The organism is Pseudomonas asplenii, assembly GCF_001293465.1.
In the GTDB taxonomy this organism is placed as follows: domain Bacteria; phylum Pseudomonadota; class Gammaproteobacteria; order Pseudomonadales; family Pseudomonadaceae; genus Aquipseudomonas; species Aquipseudomonas fuscovaginae_B.
Genome location: NZ_JSYZ01000015.1, coordinates 198193 through 223108 on the forward strand (window position 1 = coordinate 198193; position 24916 = coordinate 223108).

Sequence of the window (24916 nt, forward strand, 5' to 3'; positions counted from 1 at the left end):
ACGCCTCGTTCCGGTCTCGGCGCAGACTTCGGGCAACCTCGCGACTATTCTTGCTTTCTCACGGTCAGACAGGGACTACTGACCGCCCGAACAGGAGCCCGCATGCCCGTCGCCTCTCTCAACCAGGATCACTGGCTGGACCTCAACGAACTGCTACGCGACCTGGTCAGCCAGGGATTCATCAGCCAGGACTCGGCCGAACACGCCATGACCACCCGGCGCAACTCGCAGAACAGCCAGTTGCATCCCCTGGAGTTCATCGCCAGCCAGCACCTGCCCGACCTGAGCCGCCCCGGCAAGCCGCTGGACCTGGAAAACCTGACCCTGTGGCTGGCCCAACAGGCCGGCCAACCCTACCTGCGCATCGACCCGCTGAAGATCGACGTCGCCGCGATCATGCCGCTGATGTCCTATGCGTTCGCCCAGCGCCATAAGATCCTGGCCGTGGCGGTCGATCACGACGGCGTGACCGTGGCCAGCGCCCAGCCCCATGTGCGCAGCTGGGAAGCCGACCTGAGCCATGTGCTCAAGCTGCCGATCCGACGGGTGGTGGCCAACCCGGTGGATATCCAGCGCTATACCGTGGAGTTCTTCCGCCTGGCCAAGTCGGTCAGCGGCGCCAGCACGGTCGACCAGAAAGGCCACAACCTGGGCAACTTCGAACAGCTGCTGAACCTCGGCGCCAGCGACCAGGAGCCGGACGCCAACGACGCGCACATCGTCAACATCGTCGACTGGCTGTTCCAGTACGCCTTCCAGCAGCGCGCCAGCGATATCCACATCGAGCCGCGCCGCGAGCAGGGCACCGTGCGCTTTCGCATCGACGGCGTGCTGCACAACGTCTACCAGTTCCCGCCCCAGGTGACCATGGCGATCGTCAGCCGGCTCAAGAGCCTGGGCCGGATGAACGTCGCGGAAAAGCGCAAGCCACAGGACGGCCGGGTCAAGACCAAGACCCCCGACGGCGGCGAGGTCGAGCTGCGCCTGTCGACCCTGCCGACCGCGTTCGGCGAGAAGATGGTGATGCGGATCTTCGACCCGGAGGTATTGCTCAAGGACTTCGACCAGCTCGGCTTCTGCGCCGATGACCTGCGCCGCTGGCAGGACATGACCCGCCAGCCCAACGGCATCATCCTGGTCACCGGCCCCACCGGCTCGGGCAAGACCACCACGCTGTACACCACCCTGAAGAAACTGGCGACCTCGGAGGTCAACCTCTGCACCATCGAGGACCCGATCGAGATGGTCGAGCCGGCCTTCAACCAGATGCAGGTCCAGCACAATATCGACCTGACCTTCGCCAGCGGCGTGCGCGCGCTGATGCGCCAGGACCCGGACATCATCATGATCGGCGAGATCCGCGACCTGGAAACCGCCGAGATGGCGATCCAGGCCGCCCTGACCGGCCACCTGGTGCTGTCGACCCTGCACACCAACGACGCGCCGAGCGCGATCAGCCGCCTGCTCGAACTGGGCGTGCCGCACTACCTGATCAAGGCCACCGTGCTCGGGGTCATGGCCCAGCGCCTGGTACGCACCCTGTGTCCGCACTGCAAGGCCCCGCACGAGCTGTCGGAGGAGGATTGGCAGACCCTCACCCGCCCCTGGCAGGCGCCCCTGCCCAGCGGCGCGCAACAGGCGGTCGGCTGCCTGGAATGTCGCGACACCGGCTACCGCGGCCGCGCCGGGGTCTACGAGATCATGCTGCTCAGCGACAGCGTCAAGGCGCTGATCCATGCCGACACCGACCTGCTGGCGGTGCGCCGCCAGGCGTTCAAGGAAGGCATGCGCAGCCTGCGCCTGTCCGGCGCACAGAAGGTCGCGGCGGGGCTGACCACCATCGAGGAGGTGCTGCGGGTCACTCCCCAGAGCGAGCAACGTTGAGCGGGCAACACTTCATTTCGCCGGGGTGAGGACGAACCAGTCGATCACCCCGACCTCGCTGTTGGGCTTGATGCTCACCGGGGCGGCATCGCCGCGCCGCTGGAGAATCGAATGTCCTTCGGCGATCTGCTCGCCGGTGCGCCGGTTGATCGCGTCCTGCTCGCCGGTCGGGCTGAACAGCCAGGCGCCGCGTTCGTCGCCGCGCACCCGCGTACCCTGTGGATAAAGCCACTCGCCCAGGGTGGTGGAACGGGCCAGTTGCCCATCCCACCTCTCGGTGCGCCGTTGACTGTCGAGGTACATGCGCAGCGAGGACAGGTGCAGGCCATCGAGGGCGATGTCGAGGTTGTCGGCGTCTTCGGCGCGCAGCATCCAGCCCTCCCGGTCGCCATGCAGCACAGTGCCCGCTGGCCAGGTCACGCCGGCCACGCCCACGCCGGGGACCAGGGCGCACTCCTTGAAACGCCAGCGGCTCGGCCGGTACGTGTCCTGCGCCTCGCGCCGGAAACTCGCCCAGGTGCCTGCGGCACAGGGCCAATCCTGTATGACCTGGTCGTGTTCCAGGCGCACGCTGGAATCGCTGTAGCCCGGCGAGAAGTCGATCGCCGACACCGGCATCCCCCGGATCTCGATGGGCGCTGCCAGTTCGATCGACTTCAGGCTGTCCAGACCGTGCGCCTGCGGTTTCCCCTGCCAGTCCTCGGGGTCGAGGGTGCCCAGATGCGCCTGGCTGCCCGCCGGGAAGCTCAGCTCGCCCAGGCGCAGCTCGGCCTGCAACCGCGGATTCAGCGCCTGGCGCTCGGCCTCGGACGCCGCGTCCAGGCGCTGGAACTCCCGCAACATCGCCCCGCCCAGCCCGGCGAAGATCAGTCCCGGCACGATCAGGCAGCCGTAGCGCCAGGGATTGCGCCGCAGGTGACGGCGCGTACGCGCGAACAGCAGGGCCACCAGCACCCACAGCAGTCCGATCGTGCTGACCACGGCCAGCGCGGCCAGCAGGAAAATGAACAGGATGGCGGACGGATCGGGACCGAAGATCATCGCAATCGGGTGCTCGCGGCAGAGTCGATGACCCGCACCTTAGCACGGGCTGCGTCCTACAGGCTTGAACACAAATGACACACTTATTCCTGGGCCAGAGTCGCTACAATCAGCTCATTATCGGTATCTCGGTAATCACTTGAACAGGGAATCGTCATGCAAATCGGCAGCGTACTTCTGCTCTTCGTCGGCCTGGCCATCGCCATCGTCTTCATGGGCTTCAAGGTCGTACCCCAGGGCTACCAATGGACGGTGGAGCGCTTCGGCCGCTACACCACCACCCTCAAGCCGGGCCTGAACATCATCGTCCCGGTCATGGACCGCATCGGGCGCAAGATCAACGTGATGGAAAGCGTGCTGGACATCCCGCCGCAGGAAGTCATCACCTCCGACAACGCCACGGTGCAGATCGACGCCGTGTGCTTCTTCCAGGTGGTCAACACCGCCCAGGCCGCGTACGAGGTGAACAACCTCGAACATGCCATCCGCAACCTGTTGCAGACCAACATCCGCACCGTGCTCGGCTCCATGGAGCTCGATGCCATGCTCGGCCAGCGCGACACCATCAACGAGCGCCTGCTGCGCACCGTCGATGAAGCCACCGCGCCGTGGGGCATCAAGATCACCCGGATCGAGATCAAGGACATCAGCCCGCCCGCCGACCTGATGGCGGCGATGTCCGGGCAGATGAAGGCCGAGCGGGTCAAGCGTGCGCAGATCCTCGAAGCCGAAGGCCTGCGCGCCTCGGCGATCCTCACCGCCGAGGGCAAGAAGCAGGCGCAGATCCTCGAGGCCGAGGGTAACCGCCAGGCCGCCTTCCTCGAATCCGAGGCCCGCGAGCGGCAGGCCGAGGCGGAAGCCCGCGCCACCCAGGTGGTGTCCGAGGCGATCGCCAACGGCAACGTCCAGGCGGTGAACTACTTCGTCGCGCAAAAGTACGTCGAAACCCTGGGCCGGCTGGCCTCGGCCAACAACAGCAAGGTGATCCTCATGCCACTGGAGGCCAGCCAGGTCATCGGCGCGGTCGGCGGCATCGGCGAAATCGTCAAGGCCACCTTCGACGGCAAGAAGACCTGAGGCAACGGCCATGTGGGAATTCCTGCAACATCTGTCCTTCTGGGACTGGCTGGCCCTCGGCACCCTGCTGCTGATCCTCGAGGTGTTCGGCACCGGCGGCTACCTGCTGTGGGTCGGCATCGCCGCCGCAGTGGTCGGTGTGCTGACCTTCGTCATCCCCGGCCTGCCATGGACCCTGCAGTTCCTGCTGTTCGGCCTGCTGTCGGTGTTGACCGCGGTGTTCTGGTGGAAGCGCCAGCGCGCCGCCAACATCGTCAGCGACCAGCCGGGGCTCAACGAACGCGGCCATGAGCTGATCGGCCGGGTCTTCGTGGTGCATTCGCCGATCAGCGGCGGGCGCGGCAAGATCAAGGTCGGCGACGGTGTGTGGCTGGTCACCGGCCCGGATGCCGAGGTGGGCGCACGGGTCCGGGTGATCGCGCAGCACGGCACCGTCCTGCAGGTCGAAACAGTTGAATGAGGGCAATGGAACTCCGTCTCGGTGAGCACAATCCAATGCTGCATATCACCCCAAGCGGAGTCACCATCATGCGTCTCAAATATGCTGTCGCCACCCTGGCGTTGCTGTCCCTCCCGATTGGTTCGGCCATGGCCGACGGCTTCTGGCGCAACGTCATTTCGTCCGGCGCAACCACCGGTTCGACCTACCTGACCTTCAAGGACCACAAGCTGATCGTCGCCGCCCAGGATGACGCCGGCAGCTTCGTCGCCAGCGATGGCGCGATCCGTGGACCCTACCTGGAAGCCGCCATGCAGAAAGTGCGGGCCGATAACCCGGACCTGAAGGCCAGCGACATGGAGCTGGCCAATGCGATCCTGGCCAAGAACGCCCTGGCCGAAGAGTGATCGCCAGGTTTGCAGCTTGAATCGATGAAAAACGCCGACGATCAGTCGGCGTTTTTCATCATGCGATGCGCTCAGCGATAGTCGTCCAGCGGTACACAGGCGCAGAACAGGTTGCGGTCGCCGTAGACGTTGTCCACCCGGTTCACCGTCGGCCAGTACTTGTGGGCCCGGGTGTGCGCCGTCGGCACGACCGCCTGGGCGATGCTGTAGGGACGTTCCCAGCCCTCGGTGATATCCGCCAGGGTGTGCGGCGCCCGCTTGAGCGGGTTGTCCTCGGCGGACCAGTTGCCGCTCTGCACCTCGGCAATTTCCGCGCGAATGCTCAGCATGGCTTCGACGAAGCGGTCCAGCTCGGCTTTCGACTCGCTCTCGGTCGGCTCGACCATCAGCGTCCCCGGCACCGGGAACGACATGGTCGGCGCGTGGAAACCGTAGTCCATCAACCGCTTGGCCACGTCCTCCTCGCTGATGCCGGTCTGTGCCTTGAGGGGACGCAGATCGAGGATGCACTCGTGGGCGACCCGGCCATTGCGCCCGCTGTAGAGCACCGGGAACGCCCCACCGAGCTGTTGCGCCAGGTAGTTCGCGGCCAGGATCGCCACCTCGCTGGCGTCGGCCAGTTGTGGCCCCATCATCGCGATGTACATCCAGCTGATCGGCAGGATGCTCGCACTGCCCCAGGGCGCGGCGCTGACCGCGCCGTTCTGCGGCAGCGGGCCGTCGATGGGCACCACCGGATGGTTGGCGACGAACGGCGCCAGGTGCGCACGCACGCCGATCGGCCCCATGCCCGGACCACCGCCGCCGTGGGGGATGCAGAAGGTCTTGTGCAGGTTCATGTGCGACACGTCGGCGCCGATATCCGCCGGACGCGCCAGGCCGACCTGGGCATTGAGGTTGGCGCCGTCCATGTACACCTGGCCGCCATGGTTGTGGATAACTTCACAGATATCGCGGATGCCCTCCTCGTAGACGCCATGGGTCGAGGGATAGGTCGCCATCAGGCAGGACAGCCTGTCGCCGGCTTCCCGGGCCTTGGCCTTGAGGTCTTCCAGCTCGACGTTGCCCGCATCGTCGCATTCGACGATCACCACCTGCATGCCGGCCATCTGCGCCGAGGCCGGGTTGGTGCCGTGGGCCGAGGCCGGAATCAGGCAGATGTTGCGCGCGCCCTGCTTGCGGCTTTCATGGTACTTGCGGATCGCCAGCAGCCCGGCGTATTCGCCCTGGGCCCCGGAATTGGGCTGCATGCAGATCGCATCGAAGCCGGTGATCGCGCAAAGCCAACGCTCCAGCTCGGCGATCATCGCGGTATAGCCCGCCGCCTGTTCACGGGGGGCGAACGGGTGCAGGTTGGCGAATTCCGGCCAGGTGATGGGGATCATCTCGCTGCTGGCATTGAGCTTCATGGTGCAGGAGCCCAGCGGGATCATCGACTGGTTGAGGGCCAGGTCCTTGTTCTCCAGCTGCTTGAGGTAGCGCAGCATCTCGGTTTCGCTGTGATGGCTGTTGAACACCGGGTGCGTCAGGTACGTGGAAGTCCGCTGCAGTTCCGCCGGGATACCGGCATCGAGGCTCTCGGCGTCCAGTTCGGCGACGTCCAGCCCGTGATCGAACCCGAGGAAGATATCCAGCAGCCGCGCCACCGTGGTTTCGTCAGAGGTTTCGTCGAGACTCAGGCCCAACTGGCCGCGCCCGAGAATCCGCAGGTTGATCCGCGCCGCCCGGGCGCTTTCGAGAATCGCCGTCTGGCTGCCGCCGACATCGAGAGTCAGGGTGTCGAAGAAGTGCCGGTTGAGCCGAGCAATGCCCTTGCGCTCAAGGCCGCTGGCGAGGATGCAGGTCAGTCGATGAACCCGCTGGGCGATGCGCCGCAGGCCCTCGGGGCCATGGTAGAGCGCGTAGAAACCGGCGATGTTGGCCAGCAGCACCTGGGCCGTGCAGATGTTCGAATTGGCCTTCTCCCGGCGGATATGCTGCTCGCGGGTTTGCAGCGCCATGCGCAGAGCCAGGTTGCCGCGGGCATCCCGGGAGACGCCGATGATGCGCCCGGGAATCGCCCGCTTGTATTCGTCGCGGGTGGCGAAATACGCCGCATGCGGCCCGCCATAGCCCATCGGCACACCGAAGCGCTGGGACGAGCCGAACACCACGTCGGCACCCAGTTCGCCGGGGGGCGTCAGCAGCAGCAGGCTCAACAGGTCGGCGGCCACGCAGGCCAGCGCCTGCTGGGCATGCAGTTGCTCGATCAACGGCCGCAGGTCGCGAACCTCGCCATGGGTATCCGGGTACTGCAGCAATGCGCCGAACACCTTGTGTTGGCTCAAGTTATCCACAGGGCCGACGAGCAATTCGAAACCGAAGCCCTCGGCACGGGTGCGCACCACGGAAAGGGTCTGTGGATGACAGTGCTCGTCGACGAAGAACAGGTTACTTTTCGACTTCGCCACCCGCCGTGCCAGGGCCATGGCCTCGGCTGCCGCAGTGGCCTCGTCGAGCAGCGAGGCGTTGGCCAGCTCCAGGCCGGTCAGGTCGATGGTCATCTGCTGGAAGTTGAGCAGGGCTTCCAGCCGCCCCTGGGCGATTTCCGGTTGATAGGGGGTGTAGGCGGTGTACCAGCCGGGATTTTCCAGCACGTTGCGCAGGATCACCGTCGGCGTCAGGGTGCCGTGGTAGCCCATGCCGATCAGGCTGGTCCAGAGCTGGTTCTGCTCGGCGTAGCCACGCAGCCGGCTCAACGCCGCCTGCTCGTCGAGGGCCGCCGGCAGCTCCAGCTCGCGGTTCAGGCGGATCGCCGGCGGTACCGTCTGCTCGATCAGCTCGACACGGCTCGCCACTCCGAGGGCGGCGAGCATCGCCTGCTGCTCGCTGGCATCGGGCCCCAGGTGACGGCGCAAAAAGGCCTGGGAGTCTCGCAACTGGCGCAGGGACGGCAACTGGGACATTAGGGCTCTCTCCTGGCGGCGCGCGCTGGGCAACACGGGCGAGCACCGCGTTTCGAACACTGTGCAAGCAGCATAGCAGCCCGTCACCCCGACCGCCGCGAAGCATCCGTTCAGCGTCAGGACAGCAAAAAGCACCGAAATTTCACATCAAATCAGTATGATCGATGGCATCGCGGCATTGCTGTCTACTCTTTACCGCCTGTGGAACATTTCCCGGCCTCTAAACATCGGACGTCACGACCCCATGAGCCAACTTCCTTTCCTGCCTTTCGCCAAACCCACCATCGACGAAGCGACCATTGCCTCGGTCGCCGACGTCCTGCGTTCCGGCTGGATCACCAGCGGTCCCAAGGTGGCGGCCTTCGAAGCCCAGTTGTCGGAATACTTCGGCGGGCGTCCGGTGCGGACCTTCAACTCCGGCACCTGCACCATGGAAATCGCCCTGCGGATCGCCGGCATCGGCCCGGGTGACGAAGTCATCACCACGCCGATTTCCTGGGTCGCCACCGCCAACGTGATCATCGAGGTCGGTGCCACCCCGGTATTCGCCGACATCGACCCGGTGACCCGCAACATCGACCTGGACAAGCTCGAGGCCGCCATCACCCCACGCACCCGGGCGATCATCCCGGTGTACCTGTCCGGCCTGCCGGTGGACATGGACCGCCTCTACGCCATTGCGAAGAAGCACAACCTGCGCATCGTCGAAGACGCCGCCCAGGCCCTGGGTTCGGAGTGGAAAGGCCAGAAGATCGGCGCCCTCGGCGACTTCGTCTCGTTCAGCTTCCAGGCGAACAAGAACATCACCTCCTCCGAGGGCGGCTGCCTGGTGCTGAACAATGCCGAGGAAGCACGCCTGGCGGAGAAATATCGCCTGCAGGGCGTGACCCGCAGCGGTCATGACGGGCTGGACGTGGACGTGCTCGGTGGCAAGTTCAACATGACCGACGTCGCCGCGGCCATCGGTCTGGGGCAGTTCGCCCAGGTCGACGCCATCACCGCCCATCGCCGGGCGATGGCCGAGTACTACTTCGAGTGCTTCGGCAGCGATTTCGAGGAGAAGTACGGCGCACAACTGCCGGTGAAGGACTTCACCCACAGCAACTGGCACATGTTCCAGCTGGTGCTGCCTGAGCGCCAGGACGGTCGTCCGGCACGGGATACCTTCATGGAGGACATGAAGCAGCAGGGCATCGGCATCGGCTACCACTACCCGGCGATCCACCTGCTGAGCCTGTACCGCGCCCGCGGCTTCAAGGAAGGCATGTTCCCGATCGCCGAGCGGGTCGGGCGCCTGATCGTTTCGTTGCCGATGTTCAACGTGATCACCCAGGCCGATGTCGAGCGCTCGGTGGCGGCGGTCAAGGCGGCGCTGTCGCGCTGAGACCGAGGCGCCTGCCCTATTCGCGGGCAAGCCACGCTCCTACAGGTTGTCGGTCGTACACAAAGTTACGGACGACTCAAAACTGTAGGAGCGTGGCTTGCCCGCGAATAGGGCCCCAGGGCCTTGCGCCCGATTTACTCGCCGATGGAGGCCTTGTAGCCAGCGGCATCCAGCAGCTTGTCCAGCTCGGACTTGTCGCTCGGCTTGAGCTTGAAGATCCACGACTCGTAGGGTTCTTCGTTGAGCAGCTCCGGCGAATCGGCCAGTTCCTCGTTCACCGCGATCACTTCACCGGACACCGGTGCATAGATATCGGAAGCGGCCTTCACCGACTCCACCACACCCGCCGCATCACCTGCCGCGAAGGTCTTGCCGACTTCGGTCAACTCGACGAACACCACATCCCCCAACGCCTCCTGAGCGTGGTCGCTGATACCGACGGTCACCGTACCATCGGCTTCCAGGCGGGCCCATTCGTGGCTTTGGGCATAACGCAGATCGCTAGGGATAACGCTCATATTCAAGAGTCCTCGAGAAAAAGTGTCAGCGGCCTGCGGCACAGGCTCGCCGGATAAGATCAGACCAGGGTTTTGCCATGACGCACGAACGTCGGCTTTACCACGCGAACCGGGTACCATTTGCCGCGAATTTCAACTTCAGCGCGGTCGGCCGTAGCTGCGGGAACACGCGCCAGAGCAATCGACTTGCTAAGCGTAGGAGAGAAACTACCACTGGTGATCTCTCCTTCGCCAACGTCGGCGATACGAACCACCTGGTGCGCACGCAAGACACCGCGCTCCTCCAGCACCAGACCGACCAGTTTGAGGCTTGGCCCGGCCGCCTTTTCGGCCTCGAGGGCAGCGCGGCCGATGAAGTCGCGCCCCGCCGGTTCCCAGGCGATGGTCCAGGCCATGTTGGAGGCCAACGGCGAGACATTCAGGTCGATGTCCTGGCCGTAGAGGTTCATCCCGGCCTCAAGGCGCAGGGTATCGCGGGCACCGAGGCCGATCGGCGAGATACCGGCCCCGACCAGGTCGTTGAAGAACGCCGGGGCCTGTTGCGCCGGCAGCACGATTTCCAGGCCATCCTCGCCGGTGTAGCCGGTGCGGGCAATGAACCAGTCGCCGTCACTGCGGCCTTCGAAGGGCTTGAGCTGCTGGATCAGCTGGCTGCGGGACTGGCTCACCAGTTCGCTGATCCGGTGCCGGGCCTGCGGGCCCTGGATCGCCAGCATCGCCAGCTCGGGACGCTCCAGCAATTGGACATCGAAGCCGGTGAGCCTGGCGTTCATCCACGCCAGGTCCTGGTCACGGGTGGCCGCGTTGACCACCAGCCGGTAACCGGCATCCGTGCGGTAGACGATCATGTCATCGACCACCCCGCCCTGCTCGGTGAGCATGGCGCTGTAGAGCGCGCGGCCCGGGCTGTCGAGTCGCTCGACATCATTGGCCAGCAGGTGCTGCAACCAGGCCTTGGCCTGGCTGCCGGCGACGTCGATCACCGTCATGTGCGAGACATCGAAAACCCCGCAGTCGCGACGCACCTGGTGGTGCTCCTCGACTTGCGAGCCGTAGTGCAGAGGCATATCCCAACCGCCAAAATCGACCATCTTCGCGCCGAGGGCGAGGTGCAGGTCATACAGAGGCGTGCGCTGTCCCATGGGTTTCTCCTTCCGGGCGTGGCGAAGGTGCGGACAGGCGCCGGACTGGCTTCAGCCCTTTATGAATGGGGCCTTGAGCCGTATTCCGGAACCCGGTCTGTCAGACGGACCACACCGAATGCCGCGCATTGTAGCCGCAAGGAACCGACCTGGCACCTAACCGATTTGCCTTGCCGAACGCCGGATCAGGCCGATCACCGGCAACAGGCCGACCAGCACCAGGGTCAGGGCCGGCAACGAGGCCCGCGCCCATTCGCCCTCGCTGGTCATCTCGAAGACCCGCACCGCCAGCGTGTCCCAGCCGAACGGGCGCATCAGCAGGGTCGCCGGCATTTCCTTGAGCACATCGACGAACACCAGCAATGCCGCACTCAGGGTACCGGGCAACAGCAGCGGCAGATACACTTTGAAAAACAGTCGCGGCCCGCCCACCCCCAGGCTGCGAGCTGCCTGCGGCAACGACGGGCGAATGCGCTCCAGGCTGTTTTCCAAGGGCCCGTAGGCCACCGCGATGAAACGCACCAGGTACGCCAGCAGCAGGGCCGAGAGACTGCCCAGCAGCAGGGGCTTGCCGGCCCCGCCGAACCAGCTCGACAGCGGGATCACCAGTTCGCGGTCCAGGTAACTGAAGGCGAGCATGATCGACACCGCCAGCACCGAGCCGGGCAACGCATAACCGAGGTTGGCCAGGCTGACGCCACTGCGGATCGCCCGGGTCGGCGCCTGGCGACGGGCGAAGGCCAGCAGCATCGCCACCGCCACGGTCACCAGCGCAGCCATGCCGCCCAGGTACAGGGTATGCAGGATCAGCCCGGTGTAGCGCTCATCCAGGTCGAGGCGCCCGCGCCGCCAGAACCAGGCCAGCAGTTGCAGCAATGGCACGACGAAAGCGCAGGCGAACACCAGCAGGCACCAGCCGCTGGCCGCCCAGGCCTTCAGGCCATGCAGGCGGTACAGCGCACTGCCCCGGGGCCGCTCGTTGCCGGCCCGGCTGGCACCGCGGGCCCGCCGCTCGCCATAGAGCACCAGCATCACCGCGAGCAGCAGCAGGCTGGCCAGCTGGGCGGCACTGGACAGGCTGAAGAAGCCGTACCAGGTCTTGTAGATCGCGGTAGTGAAGGTGTCGAAGTTGAACACCGACACCGCGCCGAAATCCGCCAGGGTCTCCATCAGCGCCAGCGCGACCCCGGCACCGATGGCCGGCCGCGCCATCGGCAGGGCCACCCGCCAGAACGCCTGCCAGGGCGACTGGCCGAGCACCCGCGCCGCTTCCATCAGGCCTTTGCCCTGGGCCAGGAACGCGCTGCGCGCCAGCAGATAGACATAGGGGTAGAACACCAGCACCAGCACCAGGATCACCCCACCGGTGGAGCGCACCCGCGGCAGCCGCAGGCCGCTGCCAAAGACTTCGCGCAGCAGGGTCTGCACCGGGCCGGAGAAATCCAGCAGACCGACGAAAACGAAGGCCAGCACATAGGCCGGAATGGCGAAGGGCAGCATCAACGCCCAGTCGAGCCAGCGCCGGCCGGGGAATTCGCAGAGGCTGGTGAGCCAGGCCAGGCTGACACCCAGCAGGGTCACACCGACCCCGACGCCAGCCACCAGGGTCAGGGTGTTGCCCAGCAGGCGTGGCAGCTGGGTATCCCAGAGGTGGGTCCAGATCTGCGCGTCGATCGACTGCCAGGACAGCAACAATACGCTCAGCGGCAACAGCACCAGGGCCGCGACGGCGAAGACCAGGGGGTACCAGCGGCGTTGGATGGGATGGGCCAAGAAACTTCTCGGTTGGGGTTGTGTGTGAGCGCCCTTGTAGGAGCGTGGCTTGCCCGCGAAGAACGATGACGCAGTGCCACTGGAACACCGCATCGCCTCATTCGCGGGCAAGCCGCGCTCCTACAAGAGATAGGATGGTGTTGTCAGTTCCAGCCGGCGCGGTCCATCAGGCGGATCGCCTCGGCCTGGCGCTTGCCGGCAATTTCCACCGGCAGGGCGTCGGGGACGAACTTGCCCCAACTCGCCACTTCCGCCGACGGCGGCACCGCCGGGTTGGCCGGGAACTCCTGGTTCACATCGGCGAAGATCCGCTGGGCCTCGGGCGTGGTCATCCACTCCACCAGCGCCTTGGCCGCTTCCGGGTGCGGGGCATGTCTGGTCAGGCCGATCCCCGACAGGTTCACGTGCACGCCACGATCACCCTGGTTCGGCCAGAACAGTTTCACCGCCAGGTTCGGGTTCTGCTTGTGCAGGCGCCCGTAGTAGTAGGTGTTGACGATACCGACGTCGCACTGCCCGGCGTTGATCGCCTCGAGCACCGCGATGTCATCGGAGAACACGTCGGTGGACAGGTTGTTCACCCAGCCCTTGAGAATCTGCTCGGTCTTCTCGGCGCCATGCACCTCGATCAGGGTGGCGGTCAGCGACTGGTTGTAGACCTTTTTCGCCGTACGCAGGCACAGGCGGCCTTCCCACTGCTTGTCGGCCAGTGCCTCGTAGGTGGTCAGGTCCGCCGGTTTCACCCGCTCGGTGGAATACGCCAGGGTTCGCGCGCGCAGGCTCAAGCCGGTCCACTGATGGGCCGAGGAGCGGTACTGCAGCGGGATGTTGCTGTCGATCGTCTTCGAGGTGAAGGGCTGCAGGATACCCATCTGTTCGGCCTGCCAGAGGTTGCCGGCATCGACGGTCAGCAGCAGGTCGGCGGTGGCATTCTCGCCTTCGGCCTTGATCCGCTGCATCAGCGGCGCTTCCTTGTCGGTAATGAATTTCACCTTGACCCCGGTCTTCCGGGTATAGGCATCGAACACCGGCTTGATCAGTTCGTCGATTCGCGAGGAGTAGACCACCACCTCATCGGCAGCGTGGGCGGCGCCCGCCATCAGGGTCAGGGCCAGGGCTGTCAGTAGACGCTTCGGTGCCGGCATGGGAGCGTTCCCTCAAGTGCGCAAGTAAGCGCGAAATGATAGTGACTCACATTTGCGCCCTCAACCGAAGTCGGCACGGAGGCGTTACCAGATGTTGCACAGATTCACCGCGGGTTTCCCATCTGCCCTATCAAGGCGCGTCAGGATTCATGCTTCTGTAGGAGCCGGGCTTGCCCGCCAAGCTTTCAGCGCTCTCCAGAACACTTTCGCGGACACACCGGGCACCGGCACCTACAAGGCCCTGGCCAGCTCCGGCAGATCCCCCGTCAGGCCCAGTGCCTGGCGCACGAACAGCGCCTTGGCCTCGGGCACCTGGTCGACCACCCTCAAGCCGGTATTGCGCAGCCAGCGCAACGGCAGCGGGTCGGCCTGGAACAGCCGCTCGAAACCCTCCATCGCCGCCATCAACCCCAGGTTGTGCGGCATGCGCCGACGCTCGAAGCGGCTTAGCACCTTCACACTGGCCAGCCGCTCGCCACGCTCGACCGCCCGCAGCAGCACTTCGGCCAGCACCGCGGCATCGAGGAAACCCAGGTTCACGCCCTGCCCCGCCAGCGGGTGGATGGTATGCGCCGCGTCACCGATCAGCGCCAGCCCCTCGGCGACATAACGCTTGGCGTGACGCTGGCGCAGGGGCACGCAGACACGCGGGTCAACGGCAAGCACCTCGCCGAGGCGCCCTTCGAAGGCGCGCTCCAGCTCATGGCGGAAGCTGGCTTCATCCAGTGCCATCAGGCGCTCCGCCTCACCCGGGGTGGTCGACCAGACGATCGAACACCAGTCCTGTTGGCCGTCACGCTCCAGCGGCAGGAACGCCAGCGGACCGTCGTCGGTAAAACGCTGCCAGGCGGTCATCCGGTGCGGCTGGCTGCTGCGCACGCTGGTCACAATGGCATGATGCATGTAATCCCATTCCCGCGTTGCACAACCGGCCAGGCGCCGCACCGCCGAATTGGCGCCGTCGGCGGCCACCACCAGCGGCGCACGCAGCTTGCGACCGTCGGCCAGGGTCAGCAGCCAGTCATCGCCGGAGCGGCGCATCTGCTCCAGCCGCGCATTGGCCAGAAGGCCCATGTCGCAGTCGTGCAGGCGATCGAGCAAGGCGTCCTGGACCACCCGGTTCTCGACGATATGCCCGAGCACCTCGGCATGCACACTGGCCGCCGAGAAGTGAATCTGCCCGGTACCGCTGCCGTCCCAGACCTGCATGTCGCGGTAGGGACTGGCGCGCCGCCCGGCAATGCCGGGCCATACACCCAGGCGCTCGAGAATGCGCTGGCTGGCGGCCGACAGGGCACTCACCCGAGCTTCGAACGGCGCCAGCGGATCGAACGGTTTGACGCTCATCGGCCCGCCGTCGAGCAGCAGCACCTGCAGGCCACTGTCTTTCAACGCCAGGGCCAGGGCACTGCCCACCATCCCGGCCCCGACAATCAGCACATCTGCGCGCATTTCCATGCTTCAAACCTTAGCAAGTGATGTAGGAGCCGGGCTTGCCCGCGAAGCTTTTTGGCGGCCTTGATGGCCCCTTCGCGGGCAAGCCCGGCTCCTACAGGATTCGTGGTGGCCAGAGACACCACAAGACTCTAGACATCGGCACGCGTACCCAGCCCCATGGCCTGGCGGGCGAACCAGCGCTTGGCCGGCGGCAGCAGGTCCAGGCCCAGCAGGCCAAGGTTGCGCCCCAGGGCGACCAGCGGCTGGCCGCTGACGAACAGCCGGGTGACCCGATCGGAGAAACCGACGGTCAGTGTCTGGTCCAGGCGCTGGCGTTCCTGGTAGCCGCGCAGGGTCGCAAAGTCGCCCAGTGGCGCCTCGCTGGCCAGCAAGGCTTCAGCCAGGGCCTGGGCATCGCGCAGGGACAGGTTGAAGCCCTGTCCGGCAATCGGATGCAGGCTATGGGCCGCGTTGCCCAGCACCGCCAGGTGCGGACGAACCTGTTCCTCGGCCTCCACCAGGGTCAACGGGTACAGGTGTCGAGCGCCGACCTGCTTCAGGGTGCCGAGGCGATAACCGAACACACCCTGCAACTCGCTGAGGAAGCTGCGCTCGTCCAGTTGCGCGAGCCGTTGAGCGTCCATCCCGAGCCGGGTCCAGACCAGTGCACAACGGTTGTCCGGCAACGGCAGCAGGGCCATCGGCCCTTCGTCGGTGAACCGCTCGAAGGCCATGCCGTGATGGGCTTCGCCCGGTGAAATATTGGCGATCAGCGCGCTCTGGTTGTACGGCCGCTTGCGCACGCCGATCCCCAGTTGCTCGCGCAGGCCGGAACGGCCACCGTCGGCCAGCACGGCCAGCTCGCAGTCGAGCACGGTGTCATCGTTGAGGCTCAGGCGATAGCCGCCTTCCAGTGGCTGCAGGCGGGTCACCTCGGCCGGGCAGCGCCAACTGACCACCTCCTGGTCCAGCCCCTGCCAGAGGCATTGGCCGAGCCAGGCGTTCTCCACCACATAGCCCAGGGCCGGCACGCCCTCTTCCATGGCCGACAGCCGTGCCGTGGAAAAACGGCCGCGGTCGGACACATGAATCTGCCTGATCGGCTCGGCGCGCTGGGCAATCGGCTGCCACAGCCCCAGACGTTCGTAGATCTGCCGGGAGCCGAAGGACAGCGCCGACGAACGCGCGTCATAGCTCGGCTGGTAGCTGTCGCCGGGGGCGAAGGGTTCGATCAGCACGATCTTCCAGCCACGTGCCTTGGCCCCGGCCTGCAACGCCAGGGCCAGGCTGGCGCCGACCAGGCCACCGCCGATGATCGCCAGATTGGCCCGGCTCATGCTGCAGACACCCGCGCAGCGGCCATCAGGGCCTCGATCTCGGCCACGGTCTTGGGCACACCGCCGGTCAGAATTTCACAACCTTGCCTGGTCACCACCACGTCGTCCTCGATGCGCACGCCAATGCCGCGCCATTTCTTCGCCACGTTCTGGTTGTCGGGGGAAATGTAGATCCCCGGCTCCACTGTCAGCGCCATGCCGACCTCCAGCACGCGCCATTGGTCGCCGACCTTGTAGTCGCCGACATCATGCACATCCATCCCCAGCCAGTGGCCGGCGCGATGCATGTAGAAGGCCCGATAGGCCTCGGTTTCGATCAGTTCGTCAACGTCGCCTTCCAGCAGCCCCAGCTCCACCAGGCCGCGGGTGATGACCCGCACCGTCGCCTCGTGCGCCTGGTTCCAGTGCTTGTCCGGGGCGATCTCGGCGAACGCCGCTTCCTGGGCGGCCAGCACCAGCTCGTAGATCGCCTTCTGTTCGGGCGAAAACTTGCCGCTGACCGGCCAGGTACGGGTGATATCACTGGCATAGCAGTCGATTTCGCAGCCAGCGTCGATCAGCACCAGGTCACCCTCCTTGAGCACCGCGTCATTCTGCTGGTAGTGCAGGATGCAACTGTTGCGTCCGGCGGCAACGATCGAACCGTAGGCCGGCATCTTCGCCCCACCCTTGCGGAACTCGTAGTCCAGCTCGGCTTCCAGGCTGAACTCATGCAGGCCGGCCCGCGCCGCCTGCATGGCCCGCACATGGGCGCGGGCGGAAATCGCCGCGGCCTCGCGCATGACCTTCACTTCTGCCGCCGATTTATACAGGCGCATGTCGTGCAGCAGATGATCCAGGGCAACGAATTCGTTCGGCGGCTGCGCGCCGAGGTGGGCCTTGGAACGGATCACGTTGATCCAGTCCATCACGTGCCGATCGAATTCCGGGTTACTGCCCATCGCCGAATAGACCCGGTCGCGCCCTTCGATCAGGCCCGGCAGGATGTCGTCGATATCATTGATGGGAAATGCGTCGTCCGCCCCGTAGTCACGGATCGCGCCCTCCTGGCCGGCACGCAGGCCGTCCCAGAGTTCGCGCTCGGCGTTGCGTTCGCGACAGAACAGCACGTATTCGCCGTGGGCCCGGCCGGGGATCAGCACGATCACCGCCTGGGGCTCGGGGAAACCGCTGAGGTACTGGAAGTCGCTGTCCTGGCGATAGACATGCTCGACATCGCGGTTGCGGATCATCACCGCAGCCGCCGGCAGGATCGCGATGCTGTTGGGTTCCATCTGCGCCATCAGCGCCTTGCGCCGCCGGGCGTATTCCGCTTTCGGGATATGGATCATGGGCAGACGGAACTCCCTTTCGAACTCAGTGCAGCGAAGGCTTGGCAGCCGGCTCGGCCGGCTTGTTGACCTCGGTGAACAGCAGCAGCGGCGCGACACGCAGGTATTCCATGACCTCCATGTAGTCGTTCTCGCCGTCGTCGGACTCTTCCAGGGCGTCCTGGACCTGGGCGATGGCGGCCAGGTCCTGCAGCACCTCGGTGGCCTCGATGCTCAGGGCATTGGCACGGTAGGTCAGGCCGAAACCGGCGAGAAAGCCCTGGCACCACTGGCCCAGCGCGGCGGCACGCTCGGTCAGCGGCGCGTCGTCGCTCGGCAGCAGCAGGACCACGGTCATGTCGTCGCTGGTCAGTTCGCCCTTGACCATCTCCTGCAGGCCGATCAGGGCGTTGCGCACGTTGTCCTGCGGCTCGCCTTCGAGCAGTTCGGCGGCATCCACCAGCCAGCTGTCGGCTTCGAAGCCGGCACCGGCGCAGCTGCGACCGAGCAACAGGCCGTGCAGTTCGGCCGGCGAGACCGGATGGCCGTTGCTGCTCAGCAGGGTGGCAAAGGCGTTATAGGGGGAATTCTGAATAGGCATGGGCGGCTAGGCGCCGAACGGCGCAATGTCTAGAATGAAGGCCTTGTATCCTAGCATTCGAGGGCCCGCCAAGACCATCGAGGCGGACAACTCGTTTGCCAGGGTCTGGACGAAATGTTTTCAGCGCGGCCTGGGCGAGCGCCGATACATTTCGGACAGAGCCCAAACGCTCCAGTCACGACCGCTCATCAGTCATATTCAGTCGACATCAAAGTAGATAATGAATGGAAGACAACGACCTGCACGCGCTGATGGCCAGACTCGAACTGTTGATTACCCGGGTCGAGCAACTAAAAAGCCAAAACAGACTCCTATTAGCTCAGGAAAAGACCTGGCGCGAGGAGCGCGCACACCTTATTGAAAAGAACGAAATCGCCCGGCGCAAGGTTGAATCGATGATTACGCGCCTCAAGGCCCTGGAGCAAGACTCATGAGTTCAAGCAATAACGTTACCGTGCAGATACTCGATAAAGAGTATTCGATCATCTGTCCCCAGGAAGAACGCAGCAACCTGATCAGCGCCGCGCGCTACCTGGATGGCAAGATGCGCGAGATCCGCAGCAGCGGCAAGGTGATCGGTGCCGACCGCATCGCCGTGATGGCCGCGCTGAACATCACCCACGACCTGCTGCACAAACAGGAGCGCCCGGATGTGCAGGCCAGCAGTTCGACACGCGAACAGGTGCGTGACCTGCTTGAGCGGGTCGACCTGGTGCTGTCTTCCGATTCGGACACCAGCAAAGGCTGATTCCCACAGCCCTTTCGGTTATACTGGCATCACTCCCTGGGGTGCTTGCCAGTTGACGATGTCCCTGAGCCGATTTGCACTACCCTGGAATTTGCACGTTGGGCCGGTGTGCATGTCCGCTAGACGGAAAGCCTTAACGCCTACTGCACCTTCCACCTTGAACTCTCGGGTTCAAGGGCTAAGTCGACAGCGGTTCATCCGGGGAGCCTGATTTCCAGGCCCATGTCGGTGAATGCCGACAGGGGTCTTCACGGGCCGCCGTCCTGGCCGCTCCACTGCCTGCAGCACGAATCCATGACCGAACCTGCGCCGCTTTCCCGCCCGCAACTTCGACGACTGCTGCGCAAAGCGCGCCGCGCCCTCACGCCCGGCGAGCAACGCCAGGCCGCACGCGGCCTGTATCGGCAACTGGCGCAACACCCGCTGTTCCGCCGTGCCCGCCATGTTTCCCTGTACCTGCCGACCGACGGCGAAATCGATCCGCGCCTGCTGCTGCGCGAGGCCCAGCGTCGTGGCAAGCACACCTATCTGCCGGTGCTGAGCGCCTGGCCGCGGACCAAGATGGTGTTCCAGCGGATTCGCCCCGGGGAAAAGCTGCGGCCCAACCGCTTCCGCATTCTCGAACCACGAATCAACCCGGCCGCCCAGCGCAAGGTCTGGGCGCTCGACCTGGTGCTGCTGCCGCTGGTCGGTTTCGACCCGCTCGGCGGACGCCTGGGCATGGGCGGCGGCTTCTACGATCGCAGCCTGGCCTATAAGTCGCGCCGCAGGAGCTGGCGCAAGCCGACGCTGCTGGGGCTGGCCCATGAATGCCAGAAAGTGGCGAGACTGGATCAGGCCAGTTGGGATGTGCCGCTGCGCGGAACGGTCACGGACAGTGCGTGGTATATCGCAGGCTGAAGCGAGTGGAACAAGGGCGTCAACGCGAATGGCGACGCCTTTCTGGCGGGATTAACGCTTGAACAGGGTCGACTGCTGGGGCTGCTGCTGGGCGATCTCGACGGGAGCGTCCTTCTTGCCGGACCACAGGCCCTGGGCATAACCCGTTGTCACCACACCCAAACCGAACAAAATAACCAAAGTCCATAGTAAATCCGGTTTGCGTTTCATCGATTGCCCCCCTAGGCAAATCACATACGATGACAGCAGCGGTTTGATGATTAGGCCGTGCAGCAGCGTCAAGCTTAAAATTCCGGCATTTTGCGATAACGTGAACCACTACGCAAACGCTGGCGTCAACCGACCGTCGGTTTGTGTGAAATTGCCCGACAAACTGCCCAAGGAGCACCACCATGGCCTACTGGCTGATGAAATCCGAGCCGGACGAGCTCTCGATCGAAGGCCTGGCCAAGCTGGGCGAAACCCGCTGGGACGGTGTCCGCAACTACCAGGCGCGCAACTTCCTGCGGGCCATGGCGGTTGGCGACGAGTTCTTCTTCTATCACTCCAGTTGCCCGGAGCCGGGGATTGCCGGAATCGGCAGGATCGTCGCGGCGGCCTACCCGGACCCGACGGCGCTGGACCCGCAAAGCCACTACCACGACCCCAAGGCCACGCCCGAGAAGAATCCCTGGAGCGCCCTGCAGGTCGGGCATGTCGAGACCTTCGCCAAGGTGCTCGGGCTCGGCTACCTGAAACAGCAGGCCGCACTGGCGCAAATGCCACTGGTGCACAAAGGCAGCCGCCTGTCGGTGATGCCGGTGACGGCAGAGCAGTGGGCAGCGGTTCTGGCCTTGCGTTGACGGCGGCGGCCCATGCGCGGGCAAGCCGCGCGCCTACCAATACGACTCAAGACGGTAGAAGCGCGGCTTGCCCGCGAAAACACCCGGGCCGACACGACAAATGCCGGCTCACTGTACGATCAGGTTGTTGAAGAGCAGGTCTTCCACCTGCGGCTTGCCGGTCTCGTCGGTCAGCACCTGCTGGACCTGCTTGAGGGCTTCCTGACGCATCTTTTCCTTGGCTTCGACGTTGCTCATCGAGTCCACGGTCTGCTGGGCGAACAGCGCCACCAACTGGTTGCGGATCAACGGCTCGTTGGCCTTGACCGCCTGGGCCGCCGCGTCACCGGTCACACGCACCGCCACGTCGGCCTTGTAGACCTTGAGCTTGGGGCTGCCGTCCAGGCCATAGTTGCCCACGAACGGCGGGGTCAGGCTGATATAGCTGACCTTGGGCGCCGCGCCCTCGCCTTCCTTGGCCTCTTCCGCCATTGCCGCCATCGGCAGCGACAAGGCCACCATCAACATGATCCACGCTTTCACGATTCGCTCCTCAATCCTGGTTGCGGTCTAGCATAGCGAGCCCTGCCGTCGAGCCCAAGCACAAAGCTTATAGGCGACTATCAGGCCAGGGCATGCTCGTTGACCCTTCGACTCACGCTCCTACACTTATCGGCCACCACTCCCAAAGGAATAGCCCGATGAAAGCCGTACTGTGCAAAGCCTTCGGCACTGCCGAAACGCTGGTGCTGGAGGAAATCGCGAGTCCGACGCCGAAAAAGAACGAAATCCTGCTGCAGGTGCATGCTGCCGGGGTGAACTTCCCGGATACGCTGATCATCGAGGGCAAGTACCAGTTCAAGCCGCCCTTCCCGTTCTCGCCCGGTGGCGAAGCGGCCGGGGTGGTCACGGCCGTGGGAGAAAAGATCAGCCACCTCAAGGTCGGTGACCGGGTCATGGCCCTGACCGGCTGGGGCAGCTTTGCCGAGGAAGTGGCGGTACCGGGCTACAACGTGCTGCCGATTCCGGCCACGATGGATTTCACCAGCGCCGCAGCCTTCAGCATGACCTACGGCACCTCGATGCACGCGCTCAAGCAGCGCGCCCGGTTGCAACCGGGGGAGACCCTGCTGGTGCTCGGCGCCTCCGGCGGTGTCGGCCTGGCGGCGGTGGAGATCGGCAAGGCCATGGGTGCACGGGTGATCGCCGTGGCCAGCAGCGCCGAAAAACTCGCGGTGGCCAAGGCCGCCGGTGCCGACGAACTGATCAACTATAGCGAAAACAGCCTCAAGGACGAGATCAAGCGCCTGACCGATGGCAACGGTGCCGACGTGATCTACGACCCGGTGGGCGGCGATCTGTTCGACCAGGCCGTACGCGCCATTGCCTGGAATGGCCGGCTGCTGGTGGTGGGCTTCGCCAGCGGGCGCATCCCCGAACTGCCGGTGAACCTGGCGCTGCTCAAGGGCGCCGCGGTGGTCGGGGTGTTCTGGGGCTCATTCGCCCAGCGCCAGCCCCAGGACAACGCGGCAAACTTCCAGCAATTGTTCGCCTGGTTCGCCGAGGGCAAGCTCAAGCCGCTGGTGTCGCAGACCTATCCGCTGGCTGAAGCGGCCAGAGCCATCGACGACCTGGGCCAGCGCAAGGCGGTGGGCAAGGTGGTGGTGCAGGTACGCTGAAGCGGGTTTCACGAGGCGCCGGCAGCGAACAGGGCTATATTCAGCCCCACGGACAGGAAGCGCCCATCACGGGCGCTTTTTCTACCCCATGGAGGCAATTCGATGATTCCCCTGCTGCAAAAGCTGCTGCCCGGCGCCCTGCTGCTATCGGCCCTGGTGCTGCCCTTCACCGCCCAGGCCCACCAGGACGACAAGACAATGCCGGGCCTGAGCAATGCCACGGTGCTGATCGTCCGGCACGCGGAGAAGCCCGACCAGGGTCGTGGCCTCAGCCCCAAAGGCGAACAACGCGCCCAGGCCTACGCCCACTACTTCGACCCCTTGCAACTCGAAGGCCAGGACCTCGTGCCCCAACGGCTGATCGCCACCAGCGACAGCAAGCAAAGCGACCGCCCGCGCCTGACCCTCACCCCACTGTCGCAACGCCTGCAACTGCCAATCGAACAGCCCTATGCCGACAAGGACGTGGACAAGCTGGTCAAGTCGCTGGGCAAGACCAACCGGGCAGCGGTGCTGCTGATTGCCTGGCATCACGGCCAGATCGACAACCTGATCGGGGCCTTCGGCGCGGATGTGAAAAAGATCATCGGCCAGAAACATTGGCCGGAGGATGTCTATGACTGGCTGCTCGTGCTGCGCTTCGACGACCATGGGCAGTTGATCCAGTCCCGCAGCGAGAAGATCCAGGAGCACCTGCTGCCAGACGATGGTGGCACGCCCTGAAAGCGTCCTTCATTTATTCCTTCGCGACATGTTCATAAAACAACATCAAGAACACTCCATTTCCTACATTTGCGGATGAGAAAGCCTGCTATTTTCGGTAACGAAAATGTAACATTCGCATCCGCAGTCAAAACAAGAAACCTGGAGCTCTTGAATGTTTGCCTTCTTTCGACCTGCCGCACACCGGGCACCGCTGCCCGAGGAAAAAATCGACAGCACCTACCGACGCCTGCGCTGGCAGATCTTCGCCGGGATCTTCTTCGGTTATGCCGGCTACTACCTGCTGCGCAAGAACTTCTCCCTGGCCATGCCGTACCTGATCGACGAGGGCTACAGCCGGGGTGACCTGGGCGTGGCGATGTCGGCGATCGCCATCGCCTACGGCCTGTCGAAGTTCCTCATGGGGCTGGTGTCCGACCGCTCCAACCCTCGCTACTTCCTGACCTTCGGCCTGTTGATCTCGGCCGCGATCATGTTCATTTTCGGTTTCGCGCCCTGGGCAACCTCCAGCGTGACCATGATGTTCATCCTGCTGTTCATCAATGGCTGGGCCCAGGGCATGGGCTGGCCGCCCAGCGGACGGACCATGGTGCACTGGTGGTCGCAGAAGGAACGCGGCGGCGTGGTCTCGGTGTGGAACGTGGCGCACAACGTCGGCGGTGGCCTGATCGGCCCGCTGTTCCTGCTCGGCATGGGCTGGTTCAACGACTGGCATGCGGCGTTCTACGTCCCGGCGAGCGTGGCCCTGGCCGTTGCGGCCTTTGCCTTCATCACGATGCGCGACACCCCGCAGTCGGTCGGCCTGCCGCCGATCGAGCAGTACAAGGACGACTACCCCGAAGGCTACAACGCCAGCCACGAAAGCGAGTTCAGCGCCAAGGAAATCTTCGTCAAGTACGTGCTGCGCAACAAGATGCTCTGGTACATCGCCATGGCCAACGTCTTCGTCTACCTGCTGCGCTACGGCGTGCTGGACTGGGCACCGACCTACCTCAAGGAAGCCAAGCACTTCGACGTCGACAAGACCTCCTGGGCCTACTTCTTCTACGAGTGGGCAGGGATTCCGGGCACGCTGCTGTGCGGCTGGATGTCGGACAAGATCTTCCGTGGCAACCGGGGCCTGACCGGCATGGTGTTCATGGGCCTGGTGACCGTGGCAACGCTGGTGTACTGGCTCAATCCGGCCGGCAACCCGACCATCGACATGATCGCGCTGTTTTCCATCGGCTTCCTGATCTACGGCCCGGTGATGCTGATCGGCCTGCAGGCGCTGGAACTGGCACCGAAGAAAGCCGCAGGTACCGCTGCCGGCTTCACCGGCCTGTTCGGTTACCTGGGCGGTTCGGTCGCAGCGAGCGCGGCGATGGGCTACACCGTCGACCACTTCGGCTGGGATGGCGGTTTCGTCCTGCTGGTAGTGGCCTGCCTGCTGTCCATGGCGTTCCTGGCACCGACCCTGTGGCACACCCGGGCTGCCAGCACGAGCCGTAGCGCGATCGCCTGACCCACCTCACCCTGTGGGAGCCGGCTTGCTGGCGATCCGCCAAAGGCCGCCATTCGACACAGCCTGCGGCGATAGCAGCACCGCTATCGCCAGCAAGCTGG

The 24916-nt window shown here is 64.8% G+C and carries 24 protein-coding genes and 1 other RNA gene; 13 read left to right on the forward strand and 12 right to left on the reverse strand.

The features are described from left to right. Positions 1-102 precede the first annotated feature (102 nt). Complete coding sequence (locus PF66_RS19645; protein ID WP_054061171.1) at positions 103-1884, forward strand: GspE/PulE family protein; 1782 nt, start codon at positions 103-105, stop codon at positions 1882-1884. 12 nt (positions 1885-1896) lie between these two features. Here the strand turns inward: PF66_RS19645 and PF66_RS19650 are convergent, their stop codons facing one another. Further along, on the reverse strand, positions 1897-2925 hold the full coding sequence (locus PF66_RS19650; RefSeq protein ID WP_054063590.1) for a hypothetical protein: 1029 nt from the start codon (positions 2923-2925) through the stop codon (positions 1897-1899). Positions 2926-3081: 156 nt separating this feature from the next. Here PF66_RS19650 and PF66_RS19655 point away from each other — a divergent pair, with 156 nt between their 5' ends. The 3 genes from PF66_RS19655 to PF66_RS19665 all read left to right on the forward strand — a co-directional run bounded on the left by PF66_RS19655 (position 3082) and on the right by PF66_RS19665 (position 4848). Then, on the forward strand, positions 3082-4002 hold the full coding sequence (locus PF66_RS19655; protein WP_054061169.1) for an SPFH domain-containing protein: 921 nt from the start codon (positions 3082-3084) through the stop codon (positions 4000-4002). Between the two features lie 10 nt (positions 4003-4012). Further along, a complete protein-coding gene (locus PF66_RS19660; protein WP_054061168.1) occupies positions 4013-4462 on the forward strand; it encodes an NfeD family protein in 450 nt (149 codons plus the stop codon). 68 nt (positions 4463-4530) lie between these two features. Further along, positions 4531-4848: a DUF2388 domain-containing protein gene (locus tag PF66_RS19665; protein ID WP_054061175.1), complete on the forward strand. Its 318-nt coding sequence runs from the start codon at positions 4531-4533 to the stop codon at positions 4846-4848. A gap of 71 nt (positions 4849-4919) precedes the next feature. Here PF66_RS19665 and gcvP read toward each other — a convergent pair whose 3' ends face one another. Beyond that, the gene (gcvP, locus tag PF66_RS19670) at positions 4920-7793 is read right to left on the reverse strand and encodes an aminomethyl-transferring glycine dehydrogenase (protein ID WP_054063591.1); all 2874 of its coding nucleotides are present in this window, start codon (positions 7791-7793) and stop codon (positions 4920-4922) included. Positions 7794-8037: 244 nt separating this feature from the next. On the opposite strand from gcvP, the gene PF66_RS19675 reads away from it, so the two are divergent. Beyond that, complete coding sequence (locus PF66_RS19675) at positions 8038-9177, forward strand: DegT/DnrJ/EryC1/StrS family aminotransferase (protein WP_054063592.1); 1140 nt, start codon at positions 8038-8040, stop codon at positions 9175-9177. Between the two features lie 134 nt (positions 9178-9311). Here the strand turns inward: PF66_RS19675 and gcvH are convergent, their stop codons facing one another. The 8 genes from gcvH to PF66_RS19715 all read right to left on the reverse strand — a co-directional run bounded on the left by gcvH (position 9312) and on the right by PF66_RS19715 (position 18440). After that, the gene (gene gcvH / locus PF66_RS19680) at positions 9312-9695 is read right to left on the reverse strand and encodes a glycine cleavage system protein GcvH (protein WP_054061165.1); all 384 of its coding nucleotides are present in this window, start codon (positions 9693-9695) and stop codon (positions 9312-9314) included. 59 nt (positions 9696-9754) lie between these two features. After that, positions 9755-10837: a glycine cleavage system aminomethyltransferase GcvT gene (gcvT, locus tag PF66_RS19685; RefSeq protein WP_054061164.1), complete on the reverse strand. Its 1083-nt coding sequence runs from the start codon at positions 10835-10837 to the stop codon at positions 9755-9757. A 156-nt stretch (positions 10838-10993) separates the two neighbouring features. Then, positions 10994-12610 carry an ABC transporter permease gene (locus PF66_RS19690; RefSeq protein WP_054063593.1) on the reverse strand — a complete coding sequence of 539 codons (1617 nt, stop codon included), beginning with the start codon at positions 12608-12610 and terminating at the stop codon, positions 10994-10996. A gap of 143 nt (positions 12611-12753) precedes the next feature. Next, a complete protein-coding gene (locus tag PF66_RS19695; RefSeq protein ID WP_054063594.1) occupies positions 12754-13755 on the reverse strand; it encodes an extracellular solute-binding protein in 1002 nt (333 codons plus the stop codon). A 231-nt stretch (positions 13756-13986) separates the two neighbouring features. Next, a complete protein-coding gene (locus PF66_RS19700; protein WP_193394219.1) occupies positions 13987-15207 on the reverse strand; it encodes a 2-octaprenyl-3-methyl-6-methoxy-1,4-benzoquinol hydroxylase in 1221 nt (406 codons plus the stop codon). A gap of 134 nt (positions 15208-15341) precedes the next feature. Beyond that, entirely contained in the window at positions 15342-16529 is a 1188-nt protein-coding gene (ubiH, locus tag PF66_RS19705) for a 2-octaprenyl-6-methoxyphenyl hydroxylase (protein WP_054063596.1), read from the reverse strand. Further along, positions 16526-17860 (reverse strand): Xaa-Pro aminopeptidase, encoded by a 1335-nt coding sequence (pepP, locus tag PF66_RS19710; RefSeq protein ID WP_054058511.1) that lies wholly within the window; start codon positions 17858-17860, stop codon positions 16526-16528. Before pepP ends, ubiH begins: the two co-directional genes overlap by 4 nt. 25 nt (positions 17861-17885) lie before the next feature. Then, positions 17886-18440: a YecA family protein gene (locus PF66_RS19715; RefSeq protein ID WP_054058510.1), complete on the reverse strand. Its 555-nt coding sequence runs from the start codon at positions 18438-18440 to the stop codon at positions 17886-17888. A 224-nt stretch (positions 18441-18664) separates the two neighbouring features. On the opposite strand from PF66_RS19715, the gene PF66_RS19720 reads away from it, so the two are divergent. The 4 genes from PF66_RS19720 to PF66_RS19730 all read left to right on the forward strand — a co-directional run bounded on the left by PF66_RS19720 (position 18665) and on the right by PF66_RS19730 (position 20088). Continuing rightward, a complete protein-coding gene (locus PF66_RS19720; RefSeq protein WP_054058509.1) occupies positions 18665-18874 on the forward strand; it encodes a TIGR02449 family protein in 210 nt (69 codons plus the stop codon). Then, positions 18871-19188: a cell division protein ZapA gene (locus PF66_RS19725; protein WP_054058508.1), complete on the forward strand. Its 318-nt coding sequence runs from the start codon at positions 18871-18873 to the stop codon at positions 19186-19188. The genes PF66_RS19720 and PF66_RS19725 overlap by 4 nt, the downstream gene beginning before the upstream one ends. Before the next feature lie 30 nt (positions 19189-19218). Then, positions 19219-19397: non-coding RNA, 6S RNA (ssrS, locus tag PF66_RS32155), on the forward strand. Positions 19398-19482: 85 nt separating this feature from the next. Continuing rightward, positions 19483-20088, forward strand: coding sequence for a 5-formyltetrahydrofolate cyclo-ligase (locus PF66_RS19730; protein ID WP_054063632.1), 606 nt, complete (start codon positions 19483-19485; stop codon positions 20086-20088). A gap of 51 nt (positions 20089-20139) precedes the next feature. Here PF66_RS19730 and PF66_RS19735 read toward each other — a convergent pair whose 3' ends face one another. Beyond that, complete coding sequence (locus tag PF66_RS19735; RefSeq protein WP_017902648.1) at positions 20140-20370, reverse strand: hypothetical protein; 231 nt, start codon at positions 20368-20370, stop codon at positions 20140-20142. A 110-nt stretch (positions 20371-20480) separates the two neighbouring features. Here PF66_RS19735 and PF66_RS19740 point away from each other — a divergent pair, with 110 nt between their 5' ends. Next, the gene (locus PF66_RS19740) at positions 20481-20930 is read left to right on the forward strand and encodes an EVE domain-containing protein (RefSeq protein ID WP_054058507.1); all 450 of its coding nucleotides are present in this window, start codon (positions 20481-20483) and stop codon (positions 20928-20930) included. 108 nt (positions 20931-21038) lie between these two features. Here PF66_RS19740 and PF66_RS19745 read toward each other — a convergent pair whose 3' ends face one another. Then, positions 21039-21452, reverse strand: a complete 414-nt coding sequence (locus tag PF66_RS19745; protein WP_054058506.1) for a flagellar basal body-associated protein FliL — start codon at positions 21450-21452, stop codon at positions 21039-21041. A gap of 158 nt (positions 21453-21610) precedes the next feature. Here PF66_RS19745 and PF66_RS19750 point away from each other — a divergent pair, with 158 nt between their 5' ends. From PF66_RS19750 to glpT, 3 genes are all read left to right on the forward strand, one after another. Next, complete coding sequence (locus PF66_RS19750) at positions 21611-22588, forward strand: NADPH:quinone oxidoreductase family protein (protein ID WP_054063597.1); 978 nt, start codon at positions 21611-21613, stop codon at positions 22586-22588. Between the two features lie 102 nt (positions 22589-22690). Beyond that, on the forward strand, positions 22691-23311 hold the full coding sequence (locus PF66_RS19755) for a flagellar basal body-associated protein FliL (RefSeq protein ID WP_054063598.1): 621 nt from the start codon (positions 22691-22693) through the stop codon (positions 23309-23311). Between the two features lie 154 nt (positions 23312-23465). After that, the gene (gene glpT, locus PF66_RS19760; RefSeq protein WP_054063599.1) at positions 23466-24815 is read left to right on the forward strand and encodes a glycerol-3-phosphate transporter; all 1350 of its coding nucleotides are present in this window, start codon (positions 23466-23468) and stop codon (positions 24813-24815) included. Positions 24816-24916 lie beyond the last annotated feature (101 nt).